Origin of the sequence: Cuneatibacter sp. NSJ-177, from assembly GCF_022867805.1 — a bacterium.
GTDB lineage: Bacteria > Bacillota > Clostridia > Lachnospirales > Lachnospiraceae > Pseudolachnospira.
Genome location: NZ_JALIFO010000002.1, coordinates 283,114 through 300,329 on the forward strand (window position 1 = coordinate 283,114; position 17,216 = coordinate 300,329).

The 17,216-nt window shown below is 49.9% G+C and carries 15 protein-coding genes and 1 riboswitch; of the genes, 9 read left to right on the forward strand and 6 right to left on the reverse strand.

The window, feature by feature from the left end; genetic code table 11:
- Positions 1-63: 63 nt before the first annotated feature.
- From MUB23_RS05425 to MUB23_RS05435, 3 genes are all read right to left on the reverse strand, one after another.
- Complete coding sequence (locus tag MUB23_RS05425; RefSeq protein WP_244799324.1) at positions 64-585, reverse strand: peptidylprolyl isomerase; 522 nt, start codon at positions 583-585, stop codon at positions 64-66.
- 115 nt (positions 586-700) lie between these two features.
- On the reverse strand, positions 701-1,447 hold the full coding sequence (locus MUB23_RS05430) for a TPM domain-containing protein (protein ID WP_244799325.1): 747 nt from the start codon (positions 1,445-1,447) through the stop codon (positions 701-703).
- A complete protein-coding gene (locus MUB23_RS05435; RefSeq protein WP_244799326.1) occupies positions 1,444-2,466 on the reverse strand; it encodes a hypothetical protein in 1,023 nt (340 codons plus the stop codon). Before MUB23_RS05435 ends, MUB23_RS05430 begins: the two co-directional genes overlap by 4 nt.
- A gap of 820 nt (positions 2,467-3,286) precedes the next feature.
- Between MUB23_RS05435 and MUB23_RS05440 the strand changes: the two genes are divergently transcribed.
- Entirely contained in the window at positions 3,287-4,255 is a 969-nt protein-coding gene (locus MUB23_RS05440; RefSeq protein ID WP_244799327.1) for a helix-turn-helix domain-containing protein, read from the forward strand.
- A gap of 589 nt (positions 4,256-4,844) precedes the next feature.
- Here the strand turns inward: MUB23_RS05440 and MUB23_RS05445 are convergent.
- The gene (locus MUB23_RS05445) at positions 4,845-6,956 is read right to left on the reverse strand and encodes a glutamine synthetase III family protein (RefSeq protein WP_244799328.1); all 2,112 of its coding nucleotides are present in this window, start codon (positions 6,954-6,956) and stop codon (positions 4,845-4,847) included.
- Between the two features lie 336 nt (positions 6,957-7,292).
- Positions 7,293-8,009: an IMP cyclohydrolase gene (locus MUB23_RS05450; protein WP_244799329.1), complete on the reverse strand. Its 717-nt coding sequence runs from the start codon at positions 8,007-8,009 to the stop codon at positions 7,293-7,295.
- A 121-nt stretch (positions 8,010-8,130) separates the two neighbouring features.
- Positions 8,131-8,211: riboswitch (ZMP/ZTP riboswitch) on the reverse strand.
- Positions 8,212-8,346: 135 nt separating this feature from the next.
- Here MUB23_RS05450 and MUB23_RS05455 point away from each other — a divergent pair.
- Genes MUB23_RS05455 through MUB23_RS05465 form a run of 3 tightly spaced genes read left to right on the forward strand, consistent with a single transcriptional unit; the run spans position 8,347 to position 10,381 of the window.
- On the forward strand, positions 8,347-8,919 hold the full coding sequence (locus tag MUB23_RS05455) for a TetR/AcrR family transcriptional regulator (protein WP_244799330.1): 573 nt from the start codon (positions 8,347-8,349) through the stop codon (positions 8,917-8,919).
- A gap of 4 nt (positions 8,920-8,923) precedes the next feature.
- Positions 8,924-9,649: an ABC transporter ATP-binding protein gene (locus MUB23_RS05460; protein WP_244799331.1), complete on the forward strand. Its 726-nt coding sequence runs from the start codon at positions 8,924-8,926 to the stop codon at positions 9,647-9,649.
- On the forward strand, positions 9,650-10,381 hold the full coding sequence (locus tag MUB23_RS05465) for an ABC transporter permease (protein ID WP_244799332.1): 732 nt from the start codon (positions 9,650-9,652) through the stop codon (positions 10,379-10,381).
- A gap of 44 nt (positions 10,382-10,425) precedes the next feature.
- Here the strand turns inward: MUB23_RS05465 and MUB23_RS05470 are convergent, their stop codons facing one another.
- Positions 10,426-11,184, reverse strand: coding sequence for an SDR family NAD(P)-dependent oxidoreductase (locus MUB23_RS05470; protein ID WP_244799333.1), 759 nt, complete (start codon positions 11,182-11,184; stop codon positions 10,426-10,428).
- A gap of 382 nt (positions 11,185-11,566) precedes the next feature.
- Between MUB23_RS05470 and MUB23_RS05475 the strand changes: the two genes are divergently transcribed.
- The 5 genes from MUB23_RS05475 (at position 11,567) to MUB23_RS05495 (ending at position 17,200) form a co-directional block, all read left to right on the forward strand.
- Positions 11,567-11,707, forward strand: coding sequence for a helix-turn-helix domain-containing protein (locus MUB23_RS05475; protein ID WP_244799334.1), 141 nt, complete (start codon positions 11,567-11,569; stop codon positions 11,705-11,707).
- Positions 11,708-11,881: 174 nt separating this feature from the next.
- The gene (locus MUB23_RS05480; protein ID WP_244799335.1) at positions 11,882-12,493 is read left to right on the forward strand and encodes a recombinase family protein; all 612 of its coding nucleotides are present in this window, start codon (positions 11,882-11,884) and stop codon (positions 12,491-12,493) included.
- A 186-nt stretch (positions 12,494-12,679) separates the two neighbouring features.
- Complete coding sequence (locus MUB23_RS05485) at positions 12,680-14,065, forward strand: O-antigen ligase family protein (RefSeq protein WP_244799336.1); 1,386 nt, start codon at positions 12,680-12,682, stop codon at positions 14,063-14,065.
- Positions 14,066-14,081: 16 nt separating this feature from the next.
- A complete protein-coding gene (locus MUB23_RS05490; protein ID WP_244799337.1) occupies positions 14,082-14,771 on the forward strand; it encodes a peptidoglycan recognition protein family protein in 690 nt (229 codons plus the stop codon).
- Positions 14,772-14,851: 80 nt separating this feature from the next.
- Positions 14,852-17,200, forward strand: a complete 2,349-nt coding sequence (locus MUB23_RS05495; protein WP_244799338.1) for a Spy0128 family protein — start codon at positions 14,852-14,854, stop codon at positions 17,198-17,200.
- Positions 17,201-17,216: the final 16 nt, after the last annotated feature.

Consider the following 17,216-nt stretch of genomic DNA (forward strand, 5'->3'; position numbering starts at 1 on the left):
TCTTTTTTCCTATCATTCCTCATGTCCAAGGCCAAAATGTTTTTTCTTAGGCGGCCGGGATTCTCAGCACGTTTCCGGTTCCGGATACTCCACGTCGAAGGTCTCCGCTGTCATGCTCTGGATTCGCTGGGACAGCAGCGGGCGATCCATATAATTGGTGGGCACGGCGGCAATCGCATCGATCACTTCCACCCCTTCGGTCACCTTGCCGAACGCAGCGTATGCGCCGTCCAGATGCGGAGATTCTTCGTGCATGATAAAGAACTGGGAACCCGCGGAATCCGGGTGCATGGAACGGGCCATGGAAAGCACGCCTTTGGCATGCTTCAACTGATTTGTAAATCCATTCTGAGAGAACTCTCCTTTGATGGAATAGCCGGGGCCGCCCATGCCGGTGCCCTGGGGATCGCCGCCTTGAATCATGAAACCAGGAATCACGCGGTGAAAAATCAATCCGTCATAAAAGCCCTTTTTTACCAGGCTTAAAAAATTGTTGACCGTATTCGGAGCAATCTCCGGATAAAGCTCCGCCTTCATGACGGAACCGTCTTCCATGGTAATCGTTACTACTGGATTCTGTGCCATTGTTTTTTGTCTCCTTTAATCGTTCTCTTAATAAATAGGATGCTTCAAGCCGCGCCCGGCCATTCACCGAGTGCGGACACATCTTTAATCCGTGTGCTCCCGCCAGGCCGGGGCATTAAAAACTTCTCCCGCCTCCGCGGGAATGGCCGCCCCCGCCGGAGCTTCCTCCGCCGCCGGAACTGTTTTCCTTCGGCTTCGGCACCGGGGTTCTCACCACTGTCGTATGGGTAAACTGATCTCTCTGGCCGTGCATATGGATGGAATTTCCCATGTAGACCCGTTTGGAGGAATTCTCAAGCTTCCGTTTGCTGGTCTTTGCCATAATGAAAACCACGGCAGCGGCCAAAACCATGCTGCCCGCCAGCGCTGCCGCCGCTGTCCCTGCATTCAATGTCACCTTGACATCCGCGTACTTTTTGGCCCCTTTCAGGAACTGCCTGCAAGCATCGGCATAATCCCCGGACTGCATGGCCGGCGTGATCCGATCATATATTTTTTCTATCTCCGTGTCGGTATACTGGCTGTCGCCGATTCCGGCTGTCAGCAGAAAGAACTGGCGGTGCTCCATATCAATTAAAAATTGAACGCCGCTTCCTCCCGGATATTCGTACCCGAAAGAATGGGTGTTGTAAAAAAATTCATTGTAATCCGACGTACTTCTGCCGCCGGTGTCGAATGTGGTGACCAGAATCACATCCATCCGGATCTGATCCGAAAGCTTTACCGCCTCTTTCTGGAGTTCCTCTTTTTCCGCCTCCGTCAAAAGCCCCGCGTCATCATAAACTTTTTGCTGATTCGCATCAAAACTGCAGAAAAACAGCATGCAGACCGCCAAAAAAATGAAGATCTTCCTTTTTCTCATACGCCGCCTCCGAATGCCAGCCCCAGCAAGGAGATTGCGAAGAATACGGCAGTCAGCCCGCCGAACCAGATCCCCATCTTCTTTTTCTCCTGGGGAATGCCGCCGACAATCTTGCCGGTCTGCCCATTCATAGCCAGCGTGTAAGCCTGCCCCTGATAGCGGTAGGATAAAAGCCAGACCGGAAGCAGCGTATAATCCTGACTTTTCACTAGGCAGTCCGCCTGGGACTGCCGCACATCCACCACGGAATACCCTCCGATCGTGTTCCGGGCTTCGCTGACCGCAGAATGACGGATTTTTTCTTCCGCCCTTGGCTCCATCTGGGAGCTGTCATAATCATAGCGTTCAGAACAAAAACCAGCCAGATACGGCATCCGAAAGGACCGGAGCTCCTCATAGCGAAACGGCTCCAGCCGGTCCATGGTATCATCGTCCATCTTCTCCGAGGCATCCACAGGGATCTTTTCAAATTCCACATCTAAGTCCCGGAAAATGTCATAGTGGTCCGTATAGGTTGTAATCCAGTCGCCGGTCCGCATGGAGCGCACCTTGGTCCCGTGAGCCTGCATCCGGATGTGCACATCCATGTCATAGATCCAGTAGGGGACGTAGATTCCGGCGATTGATTCCAGGGTACTCTGTTTTTTTAAGATTCCCGGCGTGAATACGCCCTTTTTGGTCCAGGCCCGGAACAGTTCCTGGGCTTTCTTTTTATCAATCGTAAAGGGCAGCACCTGCGATGGCTTCCACTCTCCGGCAAGACGGCTTTCCACCAGGTTCGGTGTTCCGCAGAATCCGCATACCGTTGCCGAAGTCTGCTCATCCGCAATGACCTCTGCGCCGCAGCTGGTGCAATGATACACCCTCATCTCTTTTTCCGTCTGTCCATGGCCGGAGTCGGCCTCTTCCACCGTGCAGCTGTTTCCGCAATGGCCGCAAAGCATCCGTCCGCTTCCCGCATCGTAGACCATCGGCGCCCCGCAATTTTTGCAGGGGTAACTCACTGCCAATCCTACCACCTCTCTTCCTTCTCCTGATCTTCATTTTATCAGATTCCCTTGCTCCTGTCTATTGTTACTATTCATGCCCCCGTAAAAAACGGGTGAATTTACCTTTGTCTAATTGTCAGTTTTTCTGGTATTTGCGCAGTTTTTGCGCTTAACTTCTCAGTTTATTTTTAACAACACATTTTGTTTAGACTTTTTTTACAACATTTAGGAATCCTTAAGTAGACGGACATATTTTTGTAACGATTCCAGGATATACTAAATATAACAACAAATAGTTGTTATTCATAGTTTTTCCGATAAGGCTCTTGTCTCATCCACAAAGCCTTATCACCCTCTCCTTTCTCACAAAAGGACCTGCTGCGAGGCAGGTTCTTTTGCTTCTGAAAAAATCTGTTCTGATCCATCCGGTTCTTCCTTTTTCCTTCAGATTTTGTTTCGAATTTTTTTCCAACCTTCCAAAATCCTTAATTGGAAGGACACAGTTTCGTCACGGTTTTTCGCTATACTGTACTCATCAACAAACAATGTTGTTATTCATAGTTTTCCGATAAGGCGCTTGCCTCATCCACAAGGCCTTATCATCCTCTCCTTTCTCACAAAAAGAACCTGCCGGACGGCGGGTTCTTTTGTATTGATCGGATTTGATTTTGTGCCGCAGCGCATCCATTTGATCAAAGCAGCGAACCGATTTGATTATCAACCGTTCCAAATTACGCGAGATCGGATTTTGAAGGGATCCATTAGAGGAAATTAGAGCAAGTAAAGTCAAGCGTCAGCCTCTTCTTTCCGTTATCATAGAGACAGACGGCTGAAACGAGGTGAACAAATAATGTACGAATGGCAGAAGCAAGTTCAAATGATGGTAGATGAAATTGACAAATGTATCAAAAGTTATCACGATGAAGCCCTGACTCTGCGCTTTCTTTCCCGTAAACTGGGATATTCCGAATTTTATACAACCAGGAAATTTAAGGAAATATCCGGGATGCCATTTCGGGACTATCTCCGGAACAGAAAATTAGCCTTTGCGTTAAAAGAGGTTCGGGACAGTGATAAAAACCTCCTGGAAATCGCCTTTGATTACGGTTTCTCCTCCCATGAGGCCTTTACCAGGGCTTTCAAAGGAGCATACGGGGTAGCGCCCAGCGAATATCGAAAGAATCCTAAGCCGGTTGTTCTCCGCACCAAAATCAATGCCTTTGACCGCTACTTTTTCGGATTGGAGGAAATCGGCATGGTTCAGCCATCCGGCGATGTCAAGGTTTATTTTGTAACGATTCCCGCCCACAAATTTCTGCACATTGAAAATAACAAGAGCAACGGATATTGGGATTTTTGGCAAAAGCAAAATCTCATACCGGGCCAGGATTACGACACCATCTGCGGCTTGCTTGATAGCATCAAAGGGAAATTGGACGATGGCGGCGGATGCGAAGCCAACTGCGGGAGCGGTCAGATCATGGCCTACCGGAATGACCCGGACGGCAGGCTTTGCGATTGGGGGATCCCGCGTACGGAGTGCTGGGGCGTACGGCTTCCTTTCGACTATCAGGGGGAAGTACCGCCGCAAATGATTTTGCTTGATGTCCCCGAATCCGAGTATATTGTTTTTGAACACGGACCGTTTGACTATGAACGAGAAAATTGCAGCGTTGAAGAAAAGATTGAAAAGGCGATGGCCGCTTTTGACTACGCAGACAGTGGTTACCGCCTCGATTCATCCGCCGGTAGGATCATGTACTTTTATTACAATCCGGAACAGTATTTTAAGTATATCCGTCCAGTGCGAAAAGCGTAAGCCCTCGGACGCCGGCCGTATTCGGCGGATCAGCGGCGCTGGTTTTGACGCTGGGATTGTTGTATTCAGGCGTTGGAGATAGAGGCAATGTCCGGGCCGCAGGTTCTCCGCCTGCACTTTTCATTTTTTTTATTGTTTGTTTGGATGTTTTTCTCGATTTTACCAAAATCCTTAAGTATCCGGCCACATTTTTGTCATGTCTTTTGGGTATTCTATTATTAACAACAAACAAGTTGTTTTTCATAGTTTTTCCGATAGGGCTCTTGCCTCATCCACAAGGCCTTATCACCCTCTCCTTTCTCACAAAAAGAACCTGCCGGATGGCAGGTTCTTTTGTTTGTCGATTCCACTATTTTCTCCGGTCGCTTTTCCTTTCGTTTCTGTTTCGATTTTCTTATTAATTTTCTAAAATCCTTAAGCGGAAGGACACATACCGGTCACGATTTTTGGGTATACTATATTCAACAACAAACAAGTTGTTTTTCATAGTTTTCCGATAAGGCTCTTGCCTCATCCACAAGACCTTATCATCCTCTCCTTTCTCACAAAAAGAACCTGCCGGGCGGCAGGTTCTTTTTGTTTTCTTCTTTTATACCTCAAAGATCAAATCCCCGTAAGACGGGAACGGCCACAGATCTTTGTCGACGATCATTTCCAGCTCGTCAGCCGGAGCACGCAGCGCTTCCATGGCAGGAACCACCCGGTCGTGATAGGCCCGCGCGGACTCCATCACGCCTTCCACCTGGGCGGCTTCACCATTGACCCGGATCAGTAAATCCAACGCCTGCTGCATCTCGGCGAGAAGCCGGGAAGCTTTCATCAATAGTCCCTGCTGAACACTGACGTCCGCTTCCGGACAGGCGTCCCGCACGGAGCGCAGGGAAGAAGCCAGGTCCGATGTATACCGGATTACCGCCGGAATAATCTGCTTTCCGGCCATATCGATCATGGTCTTCGCCTCGATATTCACGGTCTTGGAGTAGCCTTCCAGCTTTACTTCCGCCCGTGCCTCCAGCTCCGCCTTGGAGAAGACCCCGAACCGTTCAAACATGGCGATGGCTTCCGGCCGGATCAGCGCGGGCTCCGCGTCCACCATGCTGGGCAGATTCGGCAGCCCGCGGCGGGCGGCCTCCTGTACCCATTCCTCGGAGTAACCGTTTCCGTTAAATACAACCCTTTGATGCTCCGCCGCATATTTCTTGATCAGATTGTGACATGTCATCGGCACATCGTCCGACCGTTCCAATTCATCGGCCACTTCGCAAAACGCCTCGGCGACCATCGTATTCAATACCGTGTTGGCGCAGGAGATGGAATCAGAGGAACCGACCATACGGAACTCGAACTTATTTCCGGTAAAGGCGAACGGGGAGGTCCGGTTCCGGTCAGTAGCGTCCTTGGAAAAAGCCGGCAGCGTGCTGACGCCGGTTTTCAGTCTTCCGCCCTTGATGCTGTGGGTGGCGGTGCCGGTATCGATCAGCTGGGAAAGAACGTCTTCCAGCTGTTCCCCAAGGAACACTGAGATAATCGCAGGCGGCGCCTCCTGGCGGCCCAGACGGTAGTCGTTCCCCACGCAGGAAGCAGATGCCCGCAAAATATCCGCATGTTCATCCACCGCTTTTAAAATACTGGTCAAAATCAAGAGAAACTGTATGTTTTCATGGGGCGTTTTTCCAGGCTCCAAAAGATTGATTCCGTCATCCGTGGTCAGGGACCAGTTGTTGTGCTTGCCGGATCCGTTGATCCCGTCGAAAGGTTTTTCGTGGAGCAGGCAGGCCATGCCATGGCGGGCCGCCACTTTTTTCAGCGTCTCCATCATCAGCTGATTCTGATCGGTGGCCAGGTTGGCCTCTCCGTAAATCGGAGCCAGCTCGTGCTGGGCGGGCGCAGCCTCATTGTGCTGGGTCTTTGCCGGAACACCAAGCTTCCACAGCTCTTGGTTGACGTCTTTCATGTAGACGCCGACCCGCTCCCTGATACTCCCAAAATAGTGATCATCCATCTCCTGGCCCTTCGGCGGTTTCGCGCCGAATAACGTCCGGCCGGCGTAGATCAGATCCTTTCGCTGCAAGAATTTCTGCCGGTCCACCAGGAAATATTCCTGCTCTGCTCCGACCGAAGGGGTCGCCCGCTTCGAGGTCGTATTGCCAAGGGCGCGCAGCAGCCGCATGGTCTGGATATTCAGCGCCTGGATGGAGCGGAGCAGAGGGGTTTTTTTATCCAAAGCTTCCCCGGTATAGGAACAAAATGCAGTGGGAATGCAGAGCACAACGCCGCTGGCGTCTTCCTTTAAAAAGGCAGGTGACGTACAATCCCAGGATGTGTAGCCCCTGGCCTCAAAGGTCGAGCGCAGGCCGCCGGATGGGAATGAGGACGCGTCCGGCTCTCCTTTGATCAGCTCCTTGCCGGAAAACTCCATGATGGTCTTCCCCTCCGGTCCCGGCGCGCAGATAAACGAGTCGTGCTTTTCCGCCGTCACGCCGGTCAGGGGCTGAAACCAGTGAGTATAGTGAGTGGCCCCGCGCTCCACGGCCCAGTCCTTCATCGTATTGGCAACCACTTCGGCGGTCGCCCGGTTCAGCTCGGCTCCCTCCCGGATCGTCCGCTTTAAATCCTCATATACTTTTTTCGGCAGACGTTCCCGCATCACCACATCATTAAAAACATTTGCGCCGAACAGCTCTGTTGCCGCTTCGCTCATTTCCTTATCCTCCTGGTCATTGTTTTCGGCCAAAAGATCCGTGAGGCATGCCCCACATTTCTCATGCTTTTCTGAAATAATATCTAAGCATACATCAAAAAAGCTTCGGTTTCAAGTCATTTTTCCTGCATCCGGGCTGAAATTTCATCGCATTTGCGTACCCTAAGGGACAGACCCTGTGCATCCTTAATGGAGCGTTTTTTGTTCGATCGGGAATTCCAAAGGAATTTCCTATGAAATCAAAAAGTCCTCAACCCCTTGGAAGGCCGAGGACTTTCCTCCGATGGCGGCTGGACAATTAGGAAGCTTCCGCTTTCCCGCCGGACGAAGCCAAGTTTATTTCTGGTGCTTATTTACAATCCGGGTCTCATAGGTTCCCGTAGCAAGATCAATGTAGCGCACGAACAGGGATACTTTGTTGTCCTCGTTCAGATTGTTCCAGACAAGGTCCGTAAAGAAATCGATGTCGCCGGGGATCGCCACCCAGGTCGGCTCTCCCTCAAAGCTCGGAAGCGGGTTGCCGTCGCCCACGTAGGTGTGGATGAAATGCCCCTCCCCTGCCTTCGGGTTCTCGTAGGCAAAGGTAAAGCGGTGACAGGACTCCGGATCGCCCTGATTGCTCTTTAAGATGGAAAGGGCGTAATTGTATGTTCCGTTCTCAATGTGCATGATGCCCGAAATCCTAGGGGTATAGTTCGGCGCATCCGGCTCAAACTCGCGGCAGCGCAGAGACTGTTCAAAAGTAAGCTGCTTGTCCATGCCCTCATAGATGGTGTCTGTCTGGTCCCCGTTTGTCACAATGGTTTTATTTCCCAGGACACGGACCGGCGCATAAATAATCAGGCTCGGATCCACCAGCTTGGAAGGGTCGAAAGCCTCGGTGCGGATGCCCTCTCCGTCCGTGACAAATACACGGTTGCGGCTGTTCTCACTTCTTCCCATAATAAAGTAGGCGGTCACAGCCTTCGTGCCGTCCTCCGATTTGCCGATCACGATGCCCCGGCCGGGATAAGCGTTGCTGCTAAGCTCTGTCTTCAGACATTTCTTTTCCATTTTCTGTTTCCTCCTGAAGTGGTATTTGCGCCCTGTGGCTTTTCTCGACTTTCATTCATGGTAATGTCTGCGTAAGCAGACATGTCTGTTTCATAGGAAATAAAAAAACCCAGGTACTCCAACGTAGTGCCCAGGCGGTCGACTTTGATTCCTGCGTGCTCCCTGTGGTTTTTCCACTCATCCGCCAGTTACACGCTCTTTTTAATCATACCCTACTGAATCTCCGTTTGCAAGCAGATTTTGTAAAAGTTTGCCTCCAAAATAATCATTGACAAAGTAAGAAATTCGGTATAAAATAACATTAGATATATAACATATGCTCTTTAAAGGAGAAACCATGCCTCCCAAAACAAAAGTGACAAAAGAAAGTATTCTCGCCGCTGCGCTCCAGCTTGTCCGCGAGAGCGGAGCCGCCGCTTTAAATGCGCGGGCCGTGGCAAGGCGACTGGACTGTTCGACACAGCCGATTTTCAGCAACTATGCCTCGATGGAGGAGCTGAGAGAAGATGTCCTAAAAGCAGCGGATGAACGTTACCAACAGTATCTGGCGGATGGCAGGAAGGACCCGTCCTATCCGCCCTATAAGGCAAGCGGTATGGCCTATATCCGCTTCGCCAAGGAGGAACGGGAGCTGTTCAAGCTCTTATTTATGCGGGACCGCTCCGGGGAGATCATCGAGGAAGACCGGGAAGGAATTGCAGATCTGATTCAGCTGATCGCCGCCAACACCGGACTGTCTCCGGATGAGGCCTACTTGTTTCATCTTGAAATGTGGATCTATGTCCACGGCATCGCCACCATGGTCGCCACAGCCTATCTGGATTGGGATTGGGAGATGATCAGCAGGCTCATGACCGACGCTTATGAAGGGATAAAGGGGCGTTTTACCGCCGTCTCTGCCAGGAGGTAAACATATGGATTCCATTGTCATTCAGGGCCTGACCAAAACATACAAGGATGTCACGGCCGTCAACCATTTAGATCTGTCCATCCGAGACGGCGAGCTTTTTTCTCTGTTGGGCGTCAACGGGGCGGGAAAAACCACCACCATTAAGATGCTTTCCTGCCTGACCAGTCCCACCGGCGGCGACGCGCTGCTGAAGGGTAAAAGCATTAAAAACGATCCTCAGGCCGTCAAGTCCATCATTGCAGTCTCTCCCCAGGAGACCGCGGTTGCCCCCAATCTGACGGTAAAAGAAAATCTGGGGCTGATGGCCGGCGCCCACGGCTTTTCCAGGGAAACGGCGAAAAAGAAAGAGGCCGAATTGATGGATCAATTCGATCTCCGCGAGATTTCCGGCAAGAAAGCGAAAAAGCTCTCCGGTGGCTGGCAGCGCAGGCTCAGCATTGCCATGGCCTTGATTTCAGAACCTCAGATCCTGTTTTTGGATGAACCCACGCTGGGCCTGGATGTGCTGGCGCGCAGCGACCTGTGGGATGTGATCCGGTCCCTGAAAGGAAAAGTAACCATTATTCTGACTACGCACTATATGGAGGAGGCTGAGGCGCTCTCAGACCGGATCGCGATCCTGAAAAATGGCAGTCTGCTGATCGCCGGGACCGCCGGTGAAATCAAAGACCGGGCCGGAACGGAAAAATTTGAGGACGCTTTTGTAAAGCTGGTTAAGGAGGGAAAATAAATGGGCGCTATGACTTGCTCCGAACGCACGGCAAAAGAAATTCTGCGGGATCCGCTGAATCTGGCTTTTGGAATCGGATTTCCCCTGGTGATCCTTCTTCTGCTGTCGGCCATCCAGGCGAATATTCCCGTCAGCCTTTTTGAGATCAGCTCCCTTACTCCGGGAATCGTTGTCTTCGGCCTCTCCTTTCTGACGCTTTTTTCCGCGACACTGATTTCCAAAGACAGAACCAGCTCTCTGATCCAGCGGCTTTATACAACGCCTTTGCGCGCAGGCGATTTCATTCTCGGATATTTGCTTCCGATGATCCCCATCGCCATGATGCAGAGCGTCATCTGCTTTCTTTTCGCCCTCTTCCTGGGGCTTGAAGTCACCGTTCAGCTGATCTACTGTGTTCTGTTCACCGTACCCATCTCCCTGTTTTTTATTGCTCTTGGGCTTCTGTGCGGCACGCTCTTTAATGATAAGCAGGTGGGCGGCATCTGCGGCGCCCTGCTGACCAATTTGGCCGCCTGGCTGTCGGGAACCTGGTTTGATCTGGATCTGGTGGGAGGCGCATTCCGGAAAGTCGCATACGCTCTTCCCTTCGTCCATGCCGTGGAGCTGGAGCGCGCCGTATTGGCGGGCAACTGGGAAGGAATCTTCCCACATCTCTGGTGGGTGCTGGGATATGCCGCCGCCGTCTTAATCCTGGCGGTCTTCGTGTTTACCAGAAAAATGCGGGCAAATTAAAAAGGAATTTCCTATGCCGGTTCGTTCTTATGGTCAGGCTAAAATTAAACGCAGGTGTAGCCGCCGTCGATGGGCAGGATCACGCCGGTCACATAGGACGCCTCGTCGCTGGCCAGGAAAATCGCGCCGGCATTCAGCTCTCCGGATACGCCGTAGCGGCCCAGCGGCACCGTCATCTTCATGTAGGCGGTGAACGCCTCCGTCTTCAGCGTGTCCACCGTCAGCTCCGTCTCAAAATAGCCGGGGCAGATCGCGTTGCAGGTGATGTTATATTTGGCAAGCTCCGCCGCAACGGCTCTCGTAAAGTTGACCACGCCGCCCTTGGATGTATGATAGGCTACGGTATCCATCGCCGTATTGCCGACCAGGCCGTACATCGACGCGATGTTGATGATTCTGCCGTACTGTTTTTTCTTCATGATATTGCCGAAGGCGCGGGTTACGTAAAACACGCTGTTCATATCGGTATCAATGGTGAAATCCCACTCGTCATTGGTCATATCGAGAACACCGGCGTTCTTCGCGGATCCGGCGCAGTTTACCAGCACGTCCACCTTTCCGAACTCAGCCTCTACCTGCTTCGCGGCCTCGTCCACCATTGTGGAATCCGTCACGTCGCAGCGAACCGGCAGGCACTTCCGCCCCATCGCGCGGATCTCCCCGGCCAGGCTGTTCAGTTTTTCCATTCTTCTTGCCATGATTACCAAATCAGCCCCCTGGCCGGCGAAACCTCTGGCCATCTGGGCTCCCAATCCGGAGGAAGCTCCGGACACTACTACGACTCTTCCAGTCAAATCAAACATATCAAATCCTCCAATCCTACTCTCTGCCTCCTGAAAATATTTCCCGGCAGACAGGGGCAGCCAGCTGTTAAGACGGCTGCTTCATTTATTGCCTATTCTATTATAACGAATATCGATATTTTTTCAAGTGAAGATCGCAGGATAAAACGAAGGGATTCGTTCTCAAAATTTGGACGGCGGCTTGAAAAAAGATATGGGTTCCTGTATCAGAATCCTTTCCCTCACTTCCAAAAGCCCCCGGTTTTCCGTGACTTTCCTAACAGTCCAGTAGGAAATTCCCCGGATTTCATTGACTTTTCCCGCGCCGCCCGCTATCGTATAGGCAGGCTTGCAAGACCAAATCTGCTGCTGGTTTTCCGGCAGAGTCAGGAGACAGAAAAGAATGGAAAATAAGAAGACATTCGGAGCCTATATTCTTCGGCGGCGAAAGGAACTGAATTTAACGCAGCGGGAATTTGCCGAAAAACTGTATGTGACGGAATCAGCTGTCAGCAAATGGGAGCGAGGAGTTTCCCATAGTTAAAGATATTACATCCAGTGTGCAATACCCACGCTTATACATCACTTGTCACGCTCCAATGGGCGGAGGCAAAGAATTTTTTATAAAAATACAGTCCTGTTCTGAGTAATAAAAAACCTCCTTTAGAATTGTATAAAGAACACAAACCGTTCTGAATACAACAAAGGAGGTTTTTTTATGGAAGGTAAAACTTACGGTTATGTCCGTGTATCTACAAAAGAACAATGCGAGGATCGCCAGATCATCGCCCTGTACGAATTTCCTGTTTCGGAGAGCAATATTTACATGGATAAACTCAGTGGGAAGGATTTCAACCGACCGCAGTACCGGAAACTGCTGAAAAAACTCCGTCCCGGTGATCTTCTGGTCATCAAATCTATTGATCGGTTGGGACGCAATTATGAGGAAATCCTGTTACAATGGCGGATTATCACTAAGGAGAAGCAGGCGGATGTGGTGGTGTTAGATATGCCTCTCTTAGATACTCGAAAATCAGGTGATAATTTAACAGGAACCTTTGTGACTGATCTTGTACTACAGATTCTTTCGTATGTAGCGCAGACCGAACGCGAGAATATTCATCAGCGGCAGAAGGAAGGTATCGCTGCGGCAAAACTGCGGGGCGTACAGTTCGGGAGGCCAAGAAAAACTGTACCGAAGGAATTTTGGACACTCAAAGAGGCGTGGGAAAACAAAGAAATTTCTTCACGGGAGGCCGCACGGCAGCTTTCCATTGCGCAGGATACTTTTCTGCGGTGGGCTCACAAGTTTACCACATCACAAAAATAAAATTTATGCGAATGAAAATGTAGACTTTTTCATTCGATGTTTATTTTAGATATTCCAAGTTCATTTTACTGGTTTTTCGTTTCTTATCATAAAAATGAGAACAGAATTCTAGCTTTCAATATTATATAATGCTCGAATGAAAAAGTCTACAATATCGGGTAAAAGTGAGGAAGGCAGCAGGATATCGTGAGGAAATTAAAAAAGAAAAAACAAATGTTCAAAAATAACGCCGAGATCCAGCAAAGGTTTAGCGAAACACATTTCATTGCTGTAATATTGTTTCTCACATTTTTTATATTGACTTTTGTTGGTGCAGGAAGCTTTATCGTGGTATCTCTCGTGGGTTTGTTCCTGTGCGTCGCAGGGCTTCTACAAGGATCTGTAAAGGCGGATCTTTGGATATTGATACCACTGATCCTCTATAATATCATCAGCCTTCTCTCGGGATACCGGATTTATGGCAACACACTGGAGGGACTTGCTTCTACTCAATCGGTTTTTCCAGTAGTCTATCTGCTGGCGGCATATCTTGGCAGCAGTGAACGGACGGTTCTCAAACGATGGTGTGCTATATGGGTCGGCGTAATGGCAGTAATGGGAATCGGGCAATTCATTATGGCGGCATTTACCTCAACAGCCTCCAGGCTGTCCGGCGCCATGGGAAATCCAAATGCCATGGGCGTCATGCTGGTTTTCGGCTGGTTTGCGCTGCAAAGCTGCCTTTTAGATGCTAAAGAGGGACCGCCGTTACTTAAAAAGCTCCTGCATGGGTTAGAGTTTTTTATATTGGCGGCTCTTGCGCTGACCTTGTCGATGGGAGCTTTTGGAGCCCTCGCTGTCGGAATGCTTGCGATGCACATCTATGGAAAAGAAAACTTCTCCGCTTTGCTTTGCAGAGGGGCTGAAATCATTTTCGCTGTTGCCTGCGGTATTCTCCTTTACATAGTCGGAGATTCCACAGATTGTCCCTGGCTTTGCCTTCTCCTCTGTGTCTATATCTTCGTCGGCGCATGGTACAGGGAAGAATTCAAACATTATCTGGAGAATGCGCAATGGCTGACTGTCCTGATCTGCTTGGCGGGGATTTGCGGTACAGGCCTATTGTTCTTTTTAAGACCGAATGCGGCTGCGACCTTCACGGAACGTCTGGCCATGATAAAAAATGGGTTGGGCTATCTTGGAACAGCTCCTCTATTGGGAGTGGGGCCGTATCAATGGCGATGGCTGAATTTACAGGACACGGATTTGTACTTTAATACATGGCACATTCATAACATATTTGTCCATATTGGCGTGGAATTGGGGCTGATTGCCATGGCTATGCTGATTGTTGCCGCCGTTCGCCATGTGATGAAAAAAGAAGATTCGGCGCAGCGGGGCGCATTTTTTGCCGCTCTTACCCACAACCTGATGGACACCAGCTTTTTCTATGTCGCAACCATGCCGTTTCTCATTATGATTTCAGATAAAGACGAAAAAAGAACCCGACTGTTAAGTGGTGCCGCCGTGAAGTGCATTTTGGGTTTATTTGCAGCGCTGTTTGCCTGGAATACGCTTCAGTGTCTGTTATAAGGAGGTGAGCAGGCGGTTGAATAGTAAAAACAAGTCCGTGCCGCCGCGGTACGTGATGGCTATTTTGCTGATTGGTTTCTGTGTTTTGTCTGCCGTTACCCTGGTTGGGGCGTATCAGGCGAAAAAAGCACTTCCGCCTTACGTGGGAAAGCAGCTAACGGAAGCAGAGATGAACGAGGTCATTGCAAGAAATAGCCCTTTTACTTCCTATGTTCATCTGTCTCCTAATGCGGATTTTCCCCGGGAGTCGGAAATTACGAAGATTACCATTCACCATATGGGTGCAGATCTTACCCTGGAGCGGCTTGGGGAATCCTTTGCCAAGAGGGATCGGAATGCTTCTTCCAACTATGGAATTGACCGAAACGGCAGCGTGGCGCTCTATGTGGAGGAAGCAAACCGGTCATGGGCAAGCTCTAATGCAGAAAATGACCATATGGCAATCACCATCGAGGTAGCCAATGAAACCATCGGAGGCGACTGGCGGGTAAGCGAAGCATCTTACCAGGCGCTGATTGAGCTATGCGCAGATATTTGCAGGAGAAACGGCATACACCAGCTAGAATATACAGGAGATGCCGGCGGAAATCTGACCACCCATAATATGTTCCGGAAGGATACGGAGTGTCCGGGTCCTTACCTGGAAGGGAAAATGGCAGAGATTGCCGAAGCGGTGAATCAAAAGCTGAGTGATTCACGGGAATGAGCCATTTAGTAAAAGAGCATCGCTTGATAATGGAGTATACTTGCATGGTTATGGAGATTAAAAGAAAGAGGTAAACAGTAATGAGTGAATTAAAAAAACATGTTTATTGCGGCATCATAGGACTGATGCTGTGCCTGGCCGGCTTAATTGCTCTGGGGAGTGGCAGCATAGTTGTCAATGCCGAAGACGGTCCATATGACACTTATGTGGGAGGCAAGGGGAACACCCTGATCTTCCAGAAACAGTGGGACGATGATAATGACACAGAGGGCAGGCCGGAAGAGATTACTTTCAGCGTATACTTAGAGGATAATGATAGACCAGGTGGATACGTGGGGCATTCAAAAAGAGAAACCATTTCTCTGAGCGCGAAAAATAATTGGACTTATACATATACAGATAGCGGCCTTAGCTATGTGCCGAATACTGTGAAGGAAGTAAATGTTGATGGATATGCGTATGGCGGGGTAACCGTTGATAATAAGTACGATTACTCCAAATACGAAGGCACAGTCACAGTCACATTAACGAATAAAAAACAGAAATTAGAGGTAACTAGCGCAGAACTTGGAATCAACGGCATTAAGACCTTGACAGGACGGGAATTTCAAATAGGGGATAAGTTTAAATTTGAAATCCGAAACAGCGCCAATGCACCTGCAAATCAGCCTCTGCCGGATAAAACGGTATGTGAGATTACCCCGGCATCCGGTAACAGTGCAGATATTGGGTTCGGTACCTTTACTTTCAAAAATCCGGGAACATACATCTATGTTATTTCGGAAGTTCTGCCGCAGCAAGGCGGCGCAGAGATCATCCCGGGCGTCACCTACGATACAACCGGTTACCGGCTGACGGTCGATGTTACAAACGATGACACGGCCAAAGAACTTAAAATTTCAAATGTCAAAATTGAGTCATCGCCGCGGCAGGAAGCCGGCGCCTGGACAGAAATATATAATGGCGCGGCTTTGCCCGGCCAGCAATATTGTAATTTTACCAATACGTATACATCGCTGGAACAAACCATATCCTTAACCGGTACAAAGGTGTTGGAAAACAAGAAACTGGCCGATTATGGGAATGACCAGTTTAAGTTTATCGTGGAAGCTGTCGGTAGAAAAGCCGCGGACGGCAGCTATGAAAAGGATCCTGACCAACCGATGCCTGCCGGAAGCGCTGATGGTGTTTACACCTGCAAAAACCTTGTCACAGGCGGCATTGTTCTAGCGAACAACACATTTACACAACAGCATGTCGGCAAGGAATACCGTTATACAATCCGGGAGGCACAGCCGACTGCAGACGGGACATTTAACGGCGCTCCGCTAGAGGGGGCATATAAGGTAGACATCGTAACCGGGGCCCCCACAAATGAAGAGGTTACAGCGGACGGAACGATAAAATGGGTATACAAAGGCGTAACTTTTGATAATCATGTCCACACAATAGATGTAACAGCGGGAAAAGTAACGAATGATGCCGGACAAGAGGATATCAAAGTGTCAGTCACCCATGATACGCATAACACCAGCGGCAGCGCTATGCAGAATTTTGTCTTCATCAATAAGTACAACTCCGACGCCAGCATTGCGCTGACCGGCACGAAGAAGCTGACCGGCCGCGACTTTGCGGCGGGGGATGCATTTACCTTTGACATCATCCCCATGTTCGACGCGCCGGTTCCGGTTGACGGCGAAGGAAATGAGTTGACGCAGGTCACCATTGAGCCTACCGGCGGTACGGAGGCTGCAATCGACTTTGGAACTCTCCTTTTTGATGTCACAGACTTGGGCACGGATGTGGACGAAAAAATATTTAGTTATAGCGTCAGTGAAAGGAACGGCGACGCCGAGGGTATGACCTACGACAGTCGGCAAAGGATTATCCAAGTCAAGGTGACGAAGGGCGGAACTGGCAAGATGAGCGCGGAACTGGTATCGGATCAAAGTGAGCTTATCTGGAACAATGTATATCAAAGCACGCCTGTCACTCCTGATCCCGATGAGACCAGTCTTACGGTGAAGAAAGAGTGGGTGCTGAATGACGGCGGCAAAGCAACGGATTCCATCAAGGTGGAACTGCTGCGAAACGGTGAGCGCTTTGACGAGATCACGCTGAACGCTCACAATGGCTGGGAGTATACATGGAACGATCTGGCTGGCGGCTACCGTTGGTCGGTGGCCGAAGTTGATGTGCCGGAGGGCTTTACTGCGGAAGTTTCAAATCAGGGGAACACATGGATTATCACCAACGATGATATTCCCTCGAAGCCTGTAGAACCCACTGATCCGAAGAAACCGGTTGATGATGCTCCCAAGACAGGGGATGAAACGAATTTGACTCTGTGGATGGCTCTTTTCGGAATTTCCGGCATGGGTGTAATTATTACATTGCTGGGAAGCAAACGCAAATATAGAGGAAAATGAGTATGTTGAAATCTAT